The 17,156-nt window shown below is 69.1% G+C and carries 14 protein-coding genes and 2 tRNA genes; 12 read left to right on the forward strand and 4 right to left on the reverse strand.

Features of this window, described 5'->3' with window-relative positions; genetic code table 11:
* Positions 1-42: 42 nt before the first annotated feature.
* The gene (locus tag G5C60_RS40670) at positions 43-852 is read left to right on the forward strand and encodes a DNA-formamidopyrimidine glycosylase family protein (RefSeq protein ID WP_165267463.1); all 810 of its coding nucleotides are present in this window, start codon (positions 43-45) and stop codon (positions 850-852) included.
* A gap of 21 nt (positions 853-873) precedes the next feature.
* On the opposite strand, the gene G5C60_RS40675 is transcribed toward G5C60_RS40670, so the two are convergent.
* Positions 874-2,109 (reverse strand): GNAT family N-acetyltransferase, encoded by a 1,236-nt coding sequence (locus G5C60_RS40675; protein ID WP_165267465.1) that lies wholly within the window; start codon positions 2,107-2,109, stop codon positions 874-876.
* A 182-nt stretch (positions 2,110-2,291) separates the two neighbouring features.
* On the opposite strand from G5C60_RS40675, the gene G5C60_RS40680 reads away from it, so the two are divergent.
* A complete protein-coding gene (locus G5C60_RS40680) occupies positions 2,292-3,476 on the forward strand; it encodes a PP2C family protein-serine/threonine phosphatase (RefSeq protein WP_165267467.1) in 1,185 nt (394 codons plus the stop codon).
* Positions 3,477-3,827: 351 nt separating this feature from the next.
* Here the strand turns inward: G5C60_RS40680 and G5C60_RS40685 are convergent, their stop codons facing one another.
* Complete coding sequence (locus G5C60_RS40685) at positions 3,828-5,021, reverse strand: cation:proton antiporter (protein ID WP_165267469.1); 1,194 nt, start codon at positions 5,019-5,021, stop codon at positions 3,828-3,830.
* Positions 5,022-5,240: 219 nt separating this feature from the next.
* Here G5C60_RS40685 and G5C60_RS40690 point away from each other — a divergent pair, with 219 nt between their 5' ends.
* The 3 genes from G5C60_RS40690 to G5C60_RS40700 are packed head-to-tail and all read left to right on the forward strand — an operon-like array spanning position 5,241 to position 9,006.
* Positions 5,241-6,089: an ABC transporter ATP-binding protein gene (locus G5C60_RS40690; protein ID WP_241267433.1), complete on the forward strand. Its 849-nt coding sequence runs from the start codon at positions 5,241-5,243 to the stop codon at positions 6,087-6,089.
* On the forward strand, positions 6,089-8,554 hold the full coding sequence (locus G5C60_RS40695) for an ABC transporter permease (protein ID WP_206440593.1): 2,466 nt from the start codon (positions 6,089-6,091) through the stop codon (positions 8,552-8,554). Before G5C60_RS40690 ends, G5C60_RS40695 begins: the two co-directional genes overlap by 1 nt.
* Entirely contained in the window at positions 8,551-9,006 is a 456-nt protein-coding gene (locus G5C60_RS40700) for an HD domain-containing protein (RefSeq protein ID WP_165267471.1), read from the forward strand. Before G5C60_RS40695 ends, G5C60_RS40700 begins: the two co-directional genes overlap by 4 nt.
* On the opposite strand, the gene G5C60_RS40705 is transcribed toward G5C60_RS40700, so the two are convergent.
* Positions 9,003-10,196, reverse strand: coding sequence for an acyltransferase family protein (locus tag G5C60_RS40705; protein ID WP_165267472.1), 1,194 nt, complete (start codon positions 10,194-10,196; stop codon positions 9,003-9,005). The genes G5C60_RS40700 and G5C60_RS40705 overlap by 4 nt on opposite strands.
* 656 nt (positions 10,197-10,852) lie before the next feature.
* On the opposite strand from G5C60_RS40705, the gene G5C60_RS40710 reads away from it, so the two are divergent.
* Both G5C60_RS40710 and G5C60_RS40715 read left to right on the forward strand, forming a co-directional pair.
* Positions 10,853-11,047 (forward strand): hypothetical protein, encoded by a 195-nt coding sequence (locus tag G5C60_RS40710; RefSeq protein ID WP_165267474.1) that lies wholly within the window; start codon positions 10,853-10,855, stop codon positions 11,045-11,047.
* A 13-nt stretch (positions 11,048-11,060) separates the two neighbouring features.
* On the forward strand, positions 11,061-11,909 hold the full coding sequence (locus G5C60_RS40715) for an alpha/beta fold hydrolase (protein ID WP_338146068.1): 849 nt from the start codon (positions 11,061-11,063) through the stop codon (positions 11,907-11,909).
* A gap of 64 nt (positions 11,910-11,973) precedes the next feature.
* Here the strand turns inward: G5C60_RS40715 and G5C60_RS40720 are convergent.
* Positions 11,974-12,047: transfer RNA gene (locus G5C60_RS40720), tRNA-Gly, on the reverse strand.
* Between the two features lie 152 nt (positions 12,048-12,199).
* Between G5C60_RS40720 and G5C60_RS40725 the strand changes: the two genes are divergently transcribed.
* From G5C60_RS40725 to clpX, 5 genes are all read left to right on the forward strand, one after another.
* A tRNA-Pro gene (locus G5C60_RS40725) sits at positions 12,200-12,276 on the forward strand.
* Between the two features lie 223 nt (positions 12,277-12,499).
* Positions 12,500-13,909: a trigger factor gene (gene tig / locus G5C60_RS40730; protein WP_165267476.1), complete on the forward strand. Its 1,410-nt coding sequence runs from the start codon at positions 12,500-12,502 to the stop codon at positions 13,907-13,909.
* 382 nt (positions 13,910-14,291) lie between these two features.
* Positions 14,292-14,900, forward strand: coding sequence for an ATP-dependent Clp protease proteolytic subunit (locus G5C60_RS40735; RefSeq protein WP_165267488.1), 609 nt, complete (start codon positions 14,292-14,294; stop codon positions 14,898-14,900).
* Positions 14,901-14,978: 78 nt separating this feature from the next.
* Positions 14,979-15,659, forward strand: coding sequence for an ATP-dependent Clp protease proteolytic subunit (locus tag G5C60_RS40740; protein ID WP_165267478.1), 681 nt, complete (start codon positions 14,979-14,981; stop codon positions 15,657-15,659).
* Between the two features lie 160 nt (positions 15,660-15,819).
* Positions 15,820-17,106: an ATP-dependent Clp protease ATP-binding subunit ClpX gene (clpX, locus tag G5C60_RS40745; RefSeq protein ID WP_165267480.1), complete on the forward strand. Its 1,287-nt coding sequence runs from the start codon at positions 15,820-15,822 to the stop codon at positions 17,104-17,106.
* Positions 17,107-17,156 lie beyond the last annotated feature (50 nt).

Raw genomic sequence — 17,156 nt, forward strand, 5'->3', positions numbered from 1 at the left:
AACCCGCCTGGACCGTCAGACGGAAACGAACAGGAGGACCCCGTGCCCGAAGGGCACACCATTCACCGGCTGGCCGAGGACTACCTCGCCCGCTTCGGTGGCCGGAAGGCCCACGTCACGAGCCCGCAGGGCAAGTTCACCGACGCCGGGGCCCTCCTGGACGGCACGGAACTGACCACCGCGGAAGCCCACGGCAAGCACCTCTTCCTGCGCTTCGAGAGCGAGGACTGGACCCACATCCACCTCGGCCTCTTCGGCAAGGTCACCTTCGGCGGAGCCCCCGCACCCCCGCCCACCGAAACCGTCCGCCTCCGCCTCACCAACGACACGGCGTACGTGGACCTCCGCGGCCCCACCACCTGCACCCTGATCACGGACACGGAGAAGCAGGCGATACACGCCCGCCTCGGCCCGGACCCGCTGCGCGAGGACGCCGAGCCGGCCCAGGCGTACGCACGCATCTCCCGCAGCCGTACGACGATCGCCGCACTCCTCATGGACCAGAAGGTCATCGCGGGCGTAGGGAACGTCTACCGCGCGGAAGTCCTCTTCCGGCACGGCATCGACCCGTACAGGCCGGGCAAGGACATCACCCGAAGCGAGTGGGACGCGATGTGGGCCGACCTCGTGGCGCTCATGCGCGAAGGCGTCCGCACCAACCGCATCGACACGGTCCGCCCGGAACACGAGCCGGAGGCGATGGGCCGCCCGCCGCGCCAGGACGATCACGGCGGCGAGGTCTACGTGTACCGCAGGGCCAACCTGCCCTGCCACATCTGTGGCGGCGAGATCCGCACCGCCGGTCTCGCCGCCCGCAACCTCTTCTGGTGCCCGGCCTGCCAGAAAACGTGAAACACCCGGCGGTGACCTGGCCTAGAAGCCGTGCGGCAGCCAGGGCGCCACGACAGAGGAGAAGCCGAGCGCGGCCTCCGCGAGCGCGCCTTGGCGCACCTCCCGTACCCGCCCCGCCGCGGCGAGAGAGGCCAGGGACACGCCACCGAGATAGGCCGCCCCCAACTCCCGTACGGACAGGGAAAGATCGGCCGCGTCGGTGCTCCGCTCGCAGGACGCGCCCTTCGCGTCACCGGTGAGCCGCCAACGTCCCTCGTTCCAGGGGCAGAACGCGTCCTCGACCTCGAACACGACGTCCACGGGCGTCTGATACGTGCGCGCCTCGAGCGCCGCCCCGACATCGACGAGCCGTACGTGCATCGAGTCCCGCAGCCCCAGCCTGCACCGCCGGATGTCGGAGACGAGATGCTGCCAGGCGTCGTCGGCGGGCCGGTTGTGCACCTTGACCGTCGACGTCAGATCGATGTCGAACAGGAACCGCCACAGCGCCGCGTACGCCGCCGGGTCCAGTGCCTCCAGGTCGCGCAGGTCGACCACGCCCTTGGGTCCGGCCATGTCCCACTCCGGTTTGATGAAGTACCGGGCGTAGCCGACCACTTCGCCTTCCCGCTCCGCGAGCACGCACTGCAACGGCGACGAGCCCTTCCGCTCGCTCTCCGGGTCGAGCAGCGGCAGCCGCTCCCAGCCGGGCTGCCGCGCCAGCATCCCCGGCCGGTTCGCAACGTGCCGTGCGTAGACGGCCTCGCACGCATCGCGTACGGCGTCCGCCCCAGGTTCGGCGAGCCGCAGCCGTACGTCGTCCGTGCCCGCCGGCACCGTCAGCCGTACCCGCGACGTGTCGATCTCCGCGCGCAGCTGCTGTGTCGCGATGCCGTAGCCGAAGCGGCCGTAGATCACCGGTTCGGAGGCGGTGAGTACGGCCAGTGGTTCGCCCCAGGACCGGACGTCGTCCAACTGCCGCCGCATCATGGACGTCAGCACCCCGCGGCGGCGGTGCGTCGCGGCGACGCTCACCATGGTGACGCCGGCCGCCTTCACCGGGGCACCGCCCGGAACCGTCATCCGGAAGCTGAACGCCCCCGCGGTTCCGACGCACACGTCGCCGTCCCAGGCACCGAGTGAGCGGTCGAACTCCGTGAGACCGTTCCACAGGTCCCGCTCCTCGGCCGGTTCGTCGACTCCGCCGAAGGCGAGTATCAGCTTCCCGTACCACTCGTCCCATTCGTCCGGGCGCAGCACGTGCAGGTCCGTCGTCATATGCCATGCCTACCAGGGCAATCCGGGATCAGCGAGTGGATTTCTCTCGGCTCGTGGCGGCCTGCCCCGTCCGGCCGTGCGATCCTCGGGGATCGGACGTTTCTGTGACTTCGGTTCTCGGACGGGGGACAAGTGGGACCTCCCGTGCCAAGTACCAGGTCGGATGGATAGGGTCCCGAACAATGGCAGCAGGACGAGAGCGGCGCGCGGAGGCCGAGACGTTCACGGCCCGGTTGAAGAAGCAGGTGCACCGGGTCCGCACCGGGCTGCGCAGATCCGCCGTCGACTACTTCCGCGGGGACGGTTCGGACTGGGTCGCGCTGGCCGCTCTGCTGCTGACGATTCCGATCATCGCATCCATCACGCTCGTCAACTCCGTGTGGGCCTCACCGGCCGCGCTGGTCCTTCCGATCGTCGCGGGCGGGCTGCTGCTGCGGCCAGCCAGCCTGCTCGGCCTGTACGCGGCCGCGGCCACCGCGCTGATCGTCGAATCCGTGAAGCTCGGTCCGTACACGGAGGGGCCGTCCCGGGTGACGCCCGGGATCGTTCTGGTGGTCGCTGCCTGTGGCTTCTTCGGGCTGCTCATCGCACAGTTCCGCAGCCGGGTCGGTGTGCCGTGGCGGCGGGGCGGCACGATGCTCTTCGACCTGCGGGAACGGATCCGCGTCCAGAGCAAGTTGCCGAAGCTGCCGATGGGTTGGCATCGGGAGATGGCGTTGCGGCCGGCCGGTGGTCAGTCGTTCTCCGGTGACTTCGTGGTGGCGGCCCGTACGAACGGGGGGCGCACGCTCGAGGTCGTTCTGACGGACGTGTCCGGCAAGGGCATGGACGCCGGGTCGCGTGCGCTGCTTTTGTCGGGGGCGTTCGGGGGGCTGCTCGGGTCCTTGCCGCCGCACGCGTTCCTGCCCGCGGCCAACGGTTACCTGCTCCGGCAGGACTGGGACGAGGGGTTCGCGACGTCGATCCACCTTGTCCTGGACCTGGACTCGGGTGACTACGAGCTTTTCTCGGCCGGGCATCCTCCGGGGCTTCAGCTCAGTGCGGGGAACGGGCGCTGGGAGGAGAAGTCCGCGGAGGGGCCGTTGCTCGGGGTGTACGACGGGGCTCAGTTCGACTCCGTGAAGGGCACGTTGCGGCCCGGCGACGTCTTGATGCTGTTCACGGACGGCCTGGTCGAGACGTCCGACCGTGACATCGTCGAGGGCATAGACCGCCTCACCGGCGAGGCCGACCGGTATGTGGCCGGTGGCTTCCATGGCGCTGCCTGGCATCTCATCGAGGCGGTGGCGCGGGATGTGAATGATGACCGGGCGTTGCTGTTGATCTGCCGTGAGGGTGCTGTGGGACCGGTTACCTCCGGCGGTTGAGCAGTTGGGTCCGTTGTCGGCTGCAGCGCCGTCGTGGCTGGTCGCGCAGTTCCCCGCGCCCCTAAAAGACGAGCCCCAAGCTAAAAAACGAGCCCCAACTCGCACACACCCACCACTCACCCACCCGCACCCTCCCACCGGCGGGAGGGGGCGTGGGCCGGTGCGTCGTATGCCCGTCGCGTAGGTTCGGTCTCAGGTCACCCGCACTGTGTACCACCACCGGGCCGTATGCCCACCCTGCGACGGGCTGACGCACCGGCCCACGACCCCGCACCCACCACCCACCCAGGGGCGCGGGGAACTGCGCGACCAGCCACAACGAACCCCGCACCCGACAACGAACCCAACCGCTCAACCGCCGGAGGCAGACGCCGTCTCCGGAACCCTCGTGTCCGGGTCGGCCCCGCTACCACCACCCGGCAGGAGCCGCGCCAACCACTCCGACCGCCCCGCCGCCAGCGGCCCCAGAACCGCCAGCACCAGCACGTACCCGGCGATGAACGGCGACAACCGGTCGTCGAGCCCGGCGGCAGCCGCCATCGTGGCGAGGATGAGGGCGAACTCGCCGCGAGCGAGCAGCGTGGTGGAGATGTTGGCCGCGGGCCCGGCCCCGAAGCCGTACACGCGAGCCGCCCCCAACCCCGCGAGCACGTTCATGACCAGCGTCAGCGCAACCGCGGCGAGGACCGGCCACAGCACCGAAGGAAGATCGCCCGGATCGATGGAGAGGCCGAAGGCGAAGAAGAAGATCGCGCCGAAGGCGTCCCGCAGGGGGTGCACCAGCTTGCGTATCCGCGCCCCCGAAGCCGTGCTGCCGAGCATCAGCCCGACCATGAAGGCCCCGATCGCGTCCGCCACACCGAACCATTCCGACACCCCGGCCACGAAGACGGCCGCCCCGAGGAAGGAGATGACCAGCAACTCGTCGTCCTTGGTGGCGACAAGCCGCCCCACGACCCTCGTACCGAAACGGGCCGCCAGCGCGAGCAGCAGCAGGAAGGCGAAGGCCTTGCCGCCGTCGAGGACCGCCGCACCGAGTGAGGAGGCGCCGGACAGGATCGGCTGCAGGGCCGCGAGGTAGAGCGCGAGGAAGATGTCCTCGACGACGATGATGCCGAGGATCGGCTTGGTCTCCGGGTTGCCGAGCCGTCCCGTGTCGACCAGGACCTTGGTCACGATCGCGGACGACGAGATGCCCAGCACCCCCGCGAGGACCAGCGCCTCGGCGGTGCCCCAGCCGAGGGCGAAGCCGAAGCCCAGGCCCGCGCCGACATTCAGCGCGAGGTAGGTACCCCCGGCGACAGCCATCCGCCGGCCGCCCGCCTTGAGGTCGTCCATGTGGAACTCGAGGCCGAGGTAGAAGAGCAGCAGCACCAGACCCAGCGCGGAGAGCATCTCCAGATCGTGCGGGTCCGAGACGATCACGACACCGGGTGTGTGCGGGCCGAGCAGGATCCCGGCCAGGATGAAGAGCGGAATGGTGGGGAGTCCGATGCGGGCGCCCGCGCGGGCGAGAATCGCCGCGGCGAGAAAGGCGCCACCCATGGCGATGAGGATCTCTGCGTGTCCGATGGGCCGTTCCTCCTCAGTCAAGGGATAGTCAAGGGATGGTCAATACTTAGCTTACCAAACGACCTTTGGGTGGCCCTGGTGGGGTTCTCCCCACCCCGAAGTCGGCGGTCGGCCTCATGGTCGCGGCGGGTGCCGGATCCGTAGCGTCGAAGCATCGGTAGTGCTCGACGTGAGGGAAGGACGGACCCGGCCATGGGCCTGCGTAAGAGGCGGTACAAGGACGGGAACGTCACAGGGAGCGTCCAGACGGCGGAGGGCGGCGTGGGCCTCACGGCCGCCCCGGCCACCGCGGCCGACTGGGCCGTCGAACTGCGGGGCGTGCGGCGGCAGTACGGGCGTGGCGGGTCCGCCGTGCACGCGCTGCGCGGGATCGACCTCGGCCTCCCGCGCGGCAGTTTCACCGCCGTGATGGGGCCTTCCGGGTCCGGCAAGTCAACGTTTCTGCAGTGTGCGGCCGGGCTCGACCGGCCGAGCGGGGGGACGGTGCGGCTCGGCGGTACGAACATCACCGGGATGAGCGAGAACAAGCTGACGGCGCTGCGGCGCGAACGCCTGGGCTTCGTCTTCCAGGCGTTCAACCTGCTGCCGTCACTGACCGTCGAGCAGAATGTCGTGCTGCCGATGCGTCTCGCGGGTCACCGGCCCGACCGGCGCCAGGCGGCCCAGGTACTCGCCCAGGTCGGTCTCGACGGCCTGGGGCGGCGCCGTCCCGGCCAGCTCTCCGGTGGGCAGCAGCAGCGTGTTGCCATCGCCCGCGCCCTGGTCACCCGCCCCGACGTCGTCTTCGCGGACGAGCCGACCGGCGCGCTCGACACGCGCACCGCCGGCGAGGTCCTCAGCCTGCTCCGCCAGGCCGTGGACAGCCTCGGCGCCACCGTCGTCATGGTCACCCACGACCCGACGGCCGCCGCCTGGGCCGACCGCGTCCTCTTCCTCGCCGACGGATCGATCGTCGACCACCTCGAGCGCGCCCCGGCCGAGCGGATCGCCGCCCGGATGACGGCCCTGACGGCTCCCGAGCAGGTAGGAGCGGTCGCCTGATGTTCGTACCCAACGGTCTGGCTCGCGCCGCCGTCCGCTTCAAGCCCGCCGCCTTCGTGGGCACGTTCGTCGCGCTCGCGATGGCCGCGCTGATCGTGTCGGCCTGCGGCATCCTCCTGGAGACGGGCGTACGCGCCTCCGTCCCGCCCGCCCGTTACGCCGACGCCCCCGTGGTCGCCGCCGCCGACCAGCGCGCCCACCGCGTGACCGGCCACGGCGACAGCCGCGAGGACGACGCCGTGCCGGTTCCGGACAAGGCGTGGCTGGACAACTCCCTGGTGGCGAAGGCCGGTTCGGTGTCCGGTGCGCGCGAGGCGGTCGCGGATGTGACCTTCCCGGTCCGGACGGGCGATGGCGCACAGCTCACCGCCCACGGCTGGGGCTCCACCGCGTTCACCGGCGAGCGGCTGACGCAAGGCCGGGCGCCGGGCGACGGTGAAGTCGTTCTCGCGAAGGGCACGGTCAAAGGCACGGTCGGCGAGCGGGTCACTCTCACCACCGCCGACGGACCCCGCACCTTCCGCGTCTCCGGCATCGCGACAGCGGGGAAGGACGATGCCGGGCAGGGCGCCGCCTGGTTCGCCGACTCTCAGGCCGTACGTATCTCAGGTCATCCCGGGCGTATCGACGCGATCGCCGTCCTGCCGAAGGACGGGGTGACGCCCGGCGCCCTCAAGGCCCAGGTGGCGCGTGCCCTCGGGGACCGGGCCGAGGTGCACGCCGGTGACGACCGCGGCACGGTCGAGGACTCCTCCCTCGCCGAGGCGAAGGAGCTTCTCGTCGGGCTCGGCGGGTCCTTCGGCGGTGTCGCGACGATGGTGGCCGTGTTCACGGCGGCGGGGACGGTGGCGCTGTCCATCTCCCAGCGCGCCCGCGAGTTCGCCCTGCTGCGCGCCATCGGTACGACTCCACGGCAGATCCGCCGTTCCATCGCCACCGAGAACCTGCTCGTCGCGCCCCTCGCCGGCCTGGTCGGCTGTCTGCCCGGAATCGGGCTGGCCCGTTGGTGGTTCGGGCAGCTCAAGGACAAGGGCGCGATCCCGGAGCCGGTCGAGCTGTCGATCTCGTACATCCCGCTGCTCTCGGCCGTCGGCGCCGTGCTCGTCACCGCGCTGGTCGCCGGGTACATGGCGGCCCGCCGCCCGGCGAAGATCAAGCCGGGGCAGGCGCTCTCCGAGGCGTCCGTGGAGCGGCTGCGCTTCGGCTGGATCCGTACGCCGCTGGGGATCGCGGCGGCCGTCGGCGGCTTCGTCTTCGCGGGCATCGCCGCCTCGCAGACCGGCGAGGACGCGGCCAACGCGGCGCTGGGCATCGTCTTCCTGTTCATGATGGCCGTGGCGCTGCTCGGCCCGCTGGTCGCCCGCGCCTGCGCCGCCCTGTTCGGGCTGCCGTTGCGCGGCGGCGACGCCTCCGCCTCGCTGGCGGCCGCCAACTCCCGTGCGAACGCCCGCCGTCTGGCCTCCGCGATCACCCCGATCGTCCTGGCGATGTCCTTCACCTCCGTACTCGTCTTCATGCACACCAGCGAGGAGCGGGTCACCCAGGAGCAGCAGCGGGCCGGCATCGTGGCCGACCGCATCGTGTCGTCGGAAGCGGGGCTCGCCCCGGACGCCGTACGGCAGGCCGCCCGCACCCCCGAAGTCACCGCCGCCGTCGGCCTGTTGAAGACCGAGGTCCTCGTCAAGGCGAGCGGATACCTGCAGCCCGTCTCCACTCAGGGCGTCACGGGTTCGGCGCGGGATCTGGCCCGCGTACAGGACCTGAAGGTCGAGAAGGGCGCCATGTCGTTGAAGCGGGGCGAGGTCGCCCTTGACGCCTCACTGGCCCGCAACGCCGACGTCACCGTGGGCGACCGCATCGAGGTGCGCCTGCCCGACGGTACGAAGGCGACGCCGAAGGTCGTGGCGACGTACGGCCGTGGCATGGGGCTGTCCCAGGTGACCTTGACCCACTCGGATCTGGCGCGTCACGTCAGCTCCGGCTTCGCCACGGAGATCTGGACGAAGGGCGGCAGCGCCACCGGCCTGGCGCGGTTCGGCACGGTCCTGGACCGTGGCGACTACACCGCCGCCCAGTCCCTCGACCGCGAGCTGAACGCCTGGGCGAACACCGTCATGTCGGCGGTCCTCGGCGGCTTCGCGGCCGTCGCCGCCGTCAACACGCTGGTGATGACGGTCCTCGACCGCCGCCGCGAGCTGGGCACCCTGCGGCTCATCGGCTCCACACGCCGCCAGGTGCTGCGCATGGTCCACTGGGAGGCCCTGCTCGTCACGCTCGCGGGCATCGCCCTCGGCACGGGCATCGCGCTCGCCACGCTCGTCCCGATGATGAAGGGGCTGACGGGGCAGGCGCCTTATATACCGCCACTGTTGTACGGCTCGTTCGCGGCGGCCGTGCTCGTGCTGGGTGTCACGGCGGTGTCGGTACCGGCCAGGTCGGCGCTGCGCGGCACACTCGACGCATGACCAAGTACGAGCTGTTGAGCCTCACCGAGGTCGAAGCCATCGCCCGCAACGCGCACGCCGCGCAGACCGACAAGGCGGGGAGGCCGTACGCCGAGCACCTTCAGGCCGTGGCCGACGGGGTACGCGCCCGGGGCGGCGACGACGAGCAGATCGCCGCCGCCTGGCTGCACGACGCCGTCGAGGACGACGCCGTCTCCGAGGAGTGGCTGCTGCACGAGGCCGCGCTGACCCGGCGTACGAAGGACATCGTCCTGGCCCTCACCAAACGGGCGGGCGAGCCCCCGGAGGCGTACGCCGAACGCATCCTGGGCACCCCGGGAGCCCTGCTGGTCAAGGAATCCGACCTGGCCCACAACGCGGACCCGTCCAGGCTGGCGGCCCTGGACGAGCCCACGCGGACCAGGCTGGAGCAGAAGTACGCGAAGATGCGCGAACTTCTTGGCCTGGCCTAGGACTTCTTGGCCCTCTCGCGGGCCAGCTCCGCCGCGTCCCGCTTGAACGCCCACTCCATCTTCGGTTCCATCGCGAAGCGGAAGACGCGCTGGACGGGCGGGGTGCACAGCAGGGTGATCACCGCGATGGCGACGAGCGTGACGAAGATCTCGCCGAGCGGCTGGTGCAGCCACTTGTAGTCGTCGAACCAGCCCCAGAAGCGGCCGCCCTTGACGAGGAAACCGTGCAGCAGATAGCCGTACAGCGTGCCCGCGCCGAGGACCGTGAACCACATCTTGCGGCGCGGCACCCAGGAGAAGAAGCAGGCGGTCAGGACCATCGAGCAGCCGAAGAGCGCGAGCGTCATCACGACTCCGGCCCACCACGGCGTGCCCAGCTCCTGCGCGCTGTCACGGTGGTAGAACCACGCCGACGTCATACGCGGTGCCGCCCAGTACGCCACGACCAGCGCGGCGGCGAACACCGGCACCGACAGGATCCGGACCTCGCGGCGCCGCATCAGCTGGAAGTGCTCGGGCTTCATGCACAGGCCGATGACGAAGAACGGCAGGAACTGCAGGACGCGTTGCAGGTCCAGATCGTCGCCGATGTCGGGCGAGACGGAGGCCAGGACCGCGATGGCGAGCGCGAGCGGCACCGGCCAGCGCACGACCTTCCACAGCGGGGTCGTCAGCCGCCACACGAACAGCGCGACCAGGAACCATGTGAGGTACCAGGGGTCGAGCAGACTGATCGGATGGCTCGGATCGTCGTCCGCCACCTTCTTGAAGACGGAGTACGCGGCTTCGAAGAGGATGTACGGCACGGCGATGCCGGTCACCAGCCGCTGGAGCCGGTCGGCACGCATGTCGAAACTGCGCGAGAAATAGCCGGAGATGAGGATGAAGGCCGGCATGTGGAAGGCGTAGACGACCATGTAGAGCGCCTCGGCGGCGCGGCTGTGGTCGGTCAGCGGTTCCCAGGTGTGCCCCATCGCGACCAGCACGATGGCCAGGTACTTGGCGTTGTCGAAGAACGCGTCGCGCTGCTTGGCCGGCTTGGCGTCAGGACCGGCGGGGGCGGCGCCCGCCCGCGGGGTCCCGGCCTGCGTTTCCTGTGGGGGGCGGGGACTCGTCACTCCGGACGTCGACATCTGTGTCGGCGGGAGCGGCGTCCTCTGTTGGCCGTGTGGGCGGAGCGAGTTCGTCACAGACCCTCCCACCAGGAACTGGGAGAGACGATCCGGGACCTCACTGCGCATGCGGGGGACGAGGCAGCGTTGAACATCTGAGGCACCCTAGCGTTGCTGATGCGATTTCGTAAAACCCCAGGCGTCATTCCTGCGTAACCCTCGCTTATCCCGGTGAGTACGCGCGATTTGACGAAGCCCGACCTGAAGTCGACATGGTCGACATGGCGGCGTGCGGCCCGAACCGGTGCACCACGTACGCCTGTTACGTCCCTCTTCATCCCGACTAAATGGTGCATAACGTTCGCGGGCGACTCTGGTGAAATGTCCCCTGATTAACCTTTGTTGCCCTGCCTGCCAACCCCTCGATGTGCCTGTCGATGTGCCTGCGGCAACAATTCGAATTATCTGCGAACACGATGTGTGGGCACGGCAATGACCATCCTGAATTCGTCGTGCGGGACGCTCCTCGAATTGCCGTACGTGGCCCCGCCGTTCATGGCCCCCGGAGAGGGCGGTACCGGGACGGATTGTGCAGGTCGGGCGAGAACGATTGCCGATGATGCCCCACCTGCCGCATAGGGCGGGCCAGTTGGTGGCACGATGGTTCTGGCGGGGGTGTGCGGGCGGGCACCCTCGGGCCGGGAGAGCGGACCGACCGTAGGGTGTGATCAGTTGTGGCCATTTCGCTGTCAGTTGTGCTGCTGTTGGCGATCATCCTGGTGGTGTTGATCCGAGGAGGATCGATCAAGGCGGGTCCGGCGATCGTCGCCGTACTGTTCGGCTTCTTTCTTGCCTCGACGGGCATGGCCGATGACATCCAGCGGTTCCTCAACTCGATAGCGGAGACCATCAACGAGATCCAGTTCTGAGGGGGTTCGGCGGGTGGGACCCGACGACGTGACGAACACCTGGCAGCTGCGCGAAAGCAGGCCCAGCGCGATCGGAACCGTCCGCTGGGACCGCTTCGGACCGGCTGACGGCCCGCCCGTGGTGCTGCTGCACGGCACCCCCTTCTCCTCCTACGTGTGGCACGAGACGGCCCCGACGCTCGCCGCGCAGGGCTACCGGGTCCACGTCTGGGACATGCCCGGCTACGGCAGCTCCGAGAAGGCCCCAGGCCAGGACGTCTCCCTGAAGGCCCAGGCCGAGGTCTTCGCCGAACTGCTGACGGCCTGGGACCTGCGCACCCCCTCCGTCATCGCCCACGACTTCGGCGGCTGCGTCGCGCTCCGGGCGCACCTGCTGCACAAGGCGCGGTACGGCCGCCTCGCCCTGGTCGATCCCGTCGCCCTGGCACCCTGGGGCTCCCCCTTCTTCCGCCTGGTCGCGGAGAACGCCGAGGTCTTCGAGCAGCTTCCGGCGCCCCTGCATGAGGCCCTGGTCCGCGAGTACGTGAGCTCCGCGAGCCATCGCGGCCTGCTGCCCCACGTACTGGACGAGCTGGTCGCTCCCTGGACGGACGCGACGGGGCAGGCGGCGTTCTACCGCCAGATCGCCCAGGCCGACCAGCGCTACACCGACGAGATCCAGGACCTCTATCCCACCCTGAACCTGCCCGTCACCGTCTGCTGGGGCACGGAGGACACCTGGATCCCGCCGGCCAGGGGCAAGGAGCTGACCTCCCTCGTCCCCGGCTCCCGCCTCCGCCTGATCCCGAACGCGGGCCACCTCGTCCCCCTGGACGCCCCGGCCCGGCTCCTCGGCGAACTGCTCGCGTTCCTCAGGGACTGACGACACCCGGAAACGGCTCAGGGCCAGGCAGAGGATCGAACCTCTGACCTGGCCCTGAGCCGTATGGAGCGGGCGACGGGAATCGAACCCGCGTAGCCAGTTTGGAAGACTGGGGCTCTACCATTGAGCTACGCCCGCACAGCACGCGCCGCAGGTCAGTGGACGCGAGGCACGGGAGCATCGTAGCGGGTCGCATGCCTTCGCCGCACATCCCGTCCGGGGCCCCGGAAGCGCTTGTGAAATGCGGGAGCCGCACTGCCGGTGGGCATGTACCCTACGTGTCGCACCGACGGGGTGTGGCGCAGCTTGGTAGCGCGTCCGCTTTGGGAGCGGAAGGCCGTGGGTTCAAATCCCGCCACCCCGACCACCAGCAGGGACCCGGTCCGGCACCCGGCAGGGGGCCCCAGGGCCTCCGGACCGCAAGATCGCCTTTTGGGGCGTGTACCGCCTGCGGCTACTATGCAAACTGCGCGCCCGTATGTCTGCACTGTTACGTCTCGCAAGGGCCGCGAATCCGCTGAGGCACCCGCCGCATCCGGCAGAGGTCGACAGCAGAACCCCAAGAAGTCAGCCATCAAGGAGACCGAACCGTGAAGAGCGCCGTGGAGACCCTGAACCCGACTCGGGTTCGGCTCACTGTCGAGGTGCCCTTCGAGGAGCTCAAGGACAGCCTCGACGCGGCGTACAAGAAGATCAACCAGCAGGTCACGGTGAAGGGGTTCCGGAAGGGCAAGATTCCGGCACGCGTCATCGACCAGCGGTTCGGCCGCGGTGCGGTTCTGGAGGAGGCGGTCAACGACGCGCTTCCGAAGTTCTACACCGACGCGGTCAACAATGCCGAGCTGAACGTGCTCGGCCAGCCCGAGGTCGACATCACGGAGCTGAAGGACGGCGAGACGCTGAACTTCACCGCCGAGGTCGACATCCGCCCGACCATCGAGATCCCGGACTACTCCGGCATCGAGGTCGAGGTCGACGCCGTCGAGGTCAGCGAGGAGGACGTCGACAAGGCCGTCGAGGAGCTCCGTGAGCGCTTCGCGTCCACGTCCCCGGTCGAGCGTGCCGCCGAGGACGGCGACGTCGTGACGATCGACCTGGAGGCCAAGGTCGACGGCGAGGTCCTGGAGGACGGCGTCGCCAACGGCGTCTCCTACACCATCGGCTCCGGCGAGCTGCTGGACGGCATCGACGACGCCGTGAAGGGCCTGGAGGCCGGTGGCGAGGCCACCTTCACCTCCGAGCTCAAGGGCGGCTCGGCGGCCGGCAAGGCGGCCGAGGTCAGCGTCAAGGTCACGCAGGTCGCCGCGCGTGAGCTCCCCGAGCTGGACGACGACTTCGCGCAGCTCGCCTCGGAGTTCGACACCCTGGAAGAGATGCGGGCGGACAGCCGCAAGCGCCTCGAGAACATGAAGCAGTACGACCAGGCCACGCAGGCCCAGGAGCGTGTCCTGGAGAAGCTGCTCGAGCTGGTCGAGGTGCCCGTCCCGGAGAAGCTCCTCGAGGACGAGATCAACACCCGTAAGCACAACCTCGAGCACCACCAGCTCGGCCAGATGGGCCTCGACCTGCCGCAGTACCTGGAGATCCAGGGCAAGACGGCGGAGGAGTTCGACACCGAGACGAGCGAGGCCGCGGTCAAGGGCATCAAGACCCAGTTCGTCCTCGACGAGCTGGTCAACAAGGAGAAGCTGAACGTCAGCCAGGAGGAGCTCACCGAGCACCTCATGCGCCGCGCGGCCTCCTCCGGCATGTCCCCCGACCAGTTCGCCCAGGCGGTCGTCGAGGGCGGCCAGGTCCCGATGCTGGTCGGCGAGGTCGCCCGCGGCAAGGCCCTCGCGGTCGTCGTCGAGGCGGCCACGGTCAAGGACACGAACGGTGAGGTCGTGGACCTGGACGACGAGGAGGAGGACGAGACGGCTGAGACCGTGGAGGCCGCCTCCGAGCCCTCCGAGGAAGCGGACGGCTCCGCCGAGGCCTCTGAGGAGAAGCCCGAGGCGTAAGCCTGCGGCGCTTCAGCAGCGTACGGCGGGCCCTGGGACGCATTGGCGTCCCAGGGCCCGCCGGGCTTTTCAGGGGCGCGGGGAACTGCGCGAGCAGCCCCCACAAAGCCGCAGACGCATCTGCCACGGACTGTTCATTGGCGGGTGCGGCTTGTCGTGGGTTGCTCGCGCCGTTCCCCGCGCCCCTGACGGGGCGCGACCTGCGCTCACAGCGAACAGGTCTCTCCTCGGGATTCCCTGAAGGGGGCCGCGCGTTAGGGTCCATGAGTACGAGGGCAGGGGAGTCCCGATAAACCGCCGGACGGCCCCCCGCCCCGGCAGAACACGTGAGACGGCCCCGGCGCCGTCGTTTAGACGAGCAGGTGGATACGTGACGAATCTGATGCCTTCAGCCGCCGGCGAGCCCTCCATCGGTGGTGGCCTCGGCGACCAGGTCTACAACCGGCTGCTCGGCGAGCGGATCATCTTCCTCGGCCAGCCGGTCGACGACGACATCGCGAACAAGATCACCGCACAGTTGCTGCTCCTTGCCGCCGACCCGGACAAGGACATCTTCCTGTACATCAACAGCCCCGGCGGATCGATCACGGCCGGCATGGCGATCTACGACACCATGCAGTACATCCAGAACGACGTGGTGACCATCGCCATGGGCATGGCGGCCTCCATGGGGCAGTTCCTGCTGAGCGCGGGCACCCCGGGCAAGCGCTTCGCGCTGCCGAACGCCGAGATCCTGATCCACCAGCCCTCGGCCGGCCTCGCCGGTTCGGCGTCGGACATCAAGATCCACGCCGAGCGGCTGCTGCACACCAAGAAGCGGATGGCGGAGCTGACCGCCTTCCACACCGGCCAGACCGTGGAGCAGATCACTCGCGACTCGGACCGTGACCGTTGGTTCGACCCGATCGAGGCCAAGCAGTACGGCCTGATCGACGACATCATGCCCACCGCTGCCGGTATGCCGGGCGGCGGAGGCACCGGAGCGGCCTAGGCCGGCCCACAGCCGACGTAAGCCCTCCGAGCCCCCAGCCGACCGCCTCAGCCCTTTTCAGGCTCTCAGGAGACACCAGTGAACGACTTCCCCGGCAGCGGCCTCTACGCCCGCACGCAGGCCGAGTACACCGGCCCTCGCGCAGAGTCCCGCTATGTCATCCCGCGTTTCGTCGAGCGCACCTCCCAGGGCGTGCGCGAGTACGACCCGTACGCGAAGCTCTTCGAGGAGCGCGTCATCTTCCTCGGCGTGCAGATCGACGACGCCTCCGCCAACGACGTCATGGCGCAGCTGCTGTGCCTGGAGTCGATGGACCCCGACCGTGACATCTCGGTCTACATCAACAGCCCCGGCGGCTCCTTCACGGCGCTCACGGCCATTTACGACACGATGCAGTTCGTGAAGCCGGACGTCCAGACGGTCTGCATGGGCCAGGCGGCCTCCGCCGCCGCGATCCTGCTCGCCGCCGGTACGCCGGGCAAGCGCATGGCGCTCCCGAACGCCCGTGTGCTGATCCACCAGCCCTACAGTGAGACGGGCCGCGGCCAGGTCTCCGACCTGGAGATCGCGGCGAACGAGATCCTGCGGATGCGCGCTCAGCTGGAGGAACTGCTGGCCAAGCACTCCACCACGCCGATCGAGAAGATCCGCGAGGACATCGAGCGCGACAAGATCCTCACTGCCGAGGACGCGCTCTCGTACGGCCTGATCGACCAGATCATCTCGACCCGGAAGATGAACAGCGCCGCGGTCGCGTGACGTAGCGCTGTATCGTCAGCCGCTCCTTGACGCGGTTCACGACAAAGTGAACCGCGCCAAGGGGGGCCCGAACGGGGGGCTCGGCAAGGTACCGTCGGACATAAGGCAGCACCAGGAGCCGCTGGACCTAGGCGTCTCCCAGGCGAAGGGGAAGCACACCGTGGCACGCATCGGTGACGGCGGCGATCTGCTCAAGTGCTCGTTCTGTGGCAAGAGCCAGAAGCAGGTCAAGAAGCTCATCGCAGGCCCCGGTGTGTACATCTGCGACGAGTGCATCGATCTCTGCAACGAGATCATCGAAGAAGAACTCGCGGAAACGAGCGAGGTGAGGTGGGAGGAACTCCCCAAACCGCGCGAGATCTACGAGTTCCTCGAGGGGTACGTCGTCGGCCAGGAGTCGGCGAAGAAGGCCCTCTCGGTCGCGGTGTACAACCACTACAAGCGGGTCCAGGCCGGTGAGAACAGCGGCGGTCAAAGCCGTGACGACGCCATCGAGTTGGCGAAGTCGAACATCCTGCTCCTCGGGCCCACGGGCTCCGGCAAGACCCTGCTCGCCCAGACCTTGGCGCGCATGCTGAACGTCCCGTTCGCCATCGCCGACGCGACGGCGCTGACGGAGGCCGGGTATGTCGGCGAGGACGTGGAAAACATCCTGTTGAAGCTCATCCAGGCTGCGGACTACGACGTCAAGAAGGCCGAGACCGGGATCATCTACATCGACGAGATCGACAAGGTGGCCCGCAAGAGCGAGAACCCGTCGATCACGCGCGACGTGAGCGGCGAGGGCGTCCAGCAGGCCCTGCTCAAGATCCTGGAGGGCACGACGGCCTCGGTCCCGCCCCAGGGCGGACGCAAGCACCCCCACCAGGAGTTCATCCAGATCGACACGACGAACGTGCTGTTCATCGTGGGCGGAGCCTTCGCCGGTCTGGAGAAGCTCATCGAGTCCCGCGCGGGCGCGAAGGGCATCGGCTTCGGCGCGACGATCCGCTCGAAGCGCGAGCTGGAGGAGAAGGACCAGTTCGAGGACGTCATGCCCGAGGACCTGGTCAAGTTCGGCATGATCCCCGAGTTCATCGGCCGCCTCCCGGTCATCACGAGCGTGCACAACCTGGACCGCGAGGCCCTGCTCCAGATCCTCGTCGAGCCGCGCAACGCACTGGTGAAGCAGTACCAGCGCCTCTTCGAACTCGACGGCGTGGAGCTGGACTTCGAGCGCGAGGCCCTCGAAGCGATCGCCGACCAGGCCATCCTCCGCCAGACCGGCGCGCGTGGCCTGCGCGCCATCATGGAGGAAGTCCTCCAGTCGGTGATGTACGAGGTCCCGTCCCGCAAGGACGTAGGCCGCGTCGTCATCACAGCGGACGTCGTCCTCTCGAACGTGAACCCGACGCTCATCCCGCGGGACGCCCGCGGGCGGGGCTCGGGGGAGCAGAAGACGGCGTAGCCGTCGACAGGCGTACGAGGAGGGGGCCCCGGTCAACTGACCGGGGCCCC

Source organism: Streptomyces scabichelini, from assembly GCF_011045015.1.
Classification (GTDB): Bacteria; Actinomycetota; Actinomycetes; order Streptomycetales; family Streptomycetaceae; genus Streptomyces; species Streptomyces scabichelini.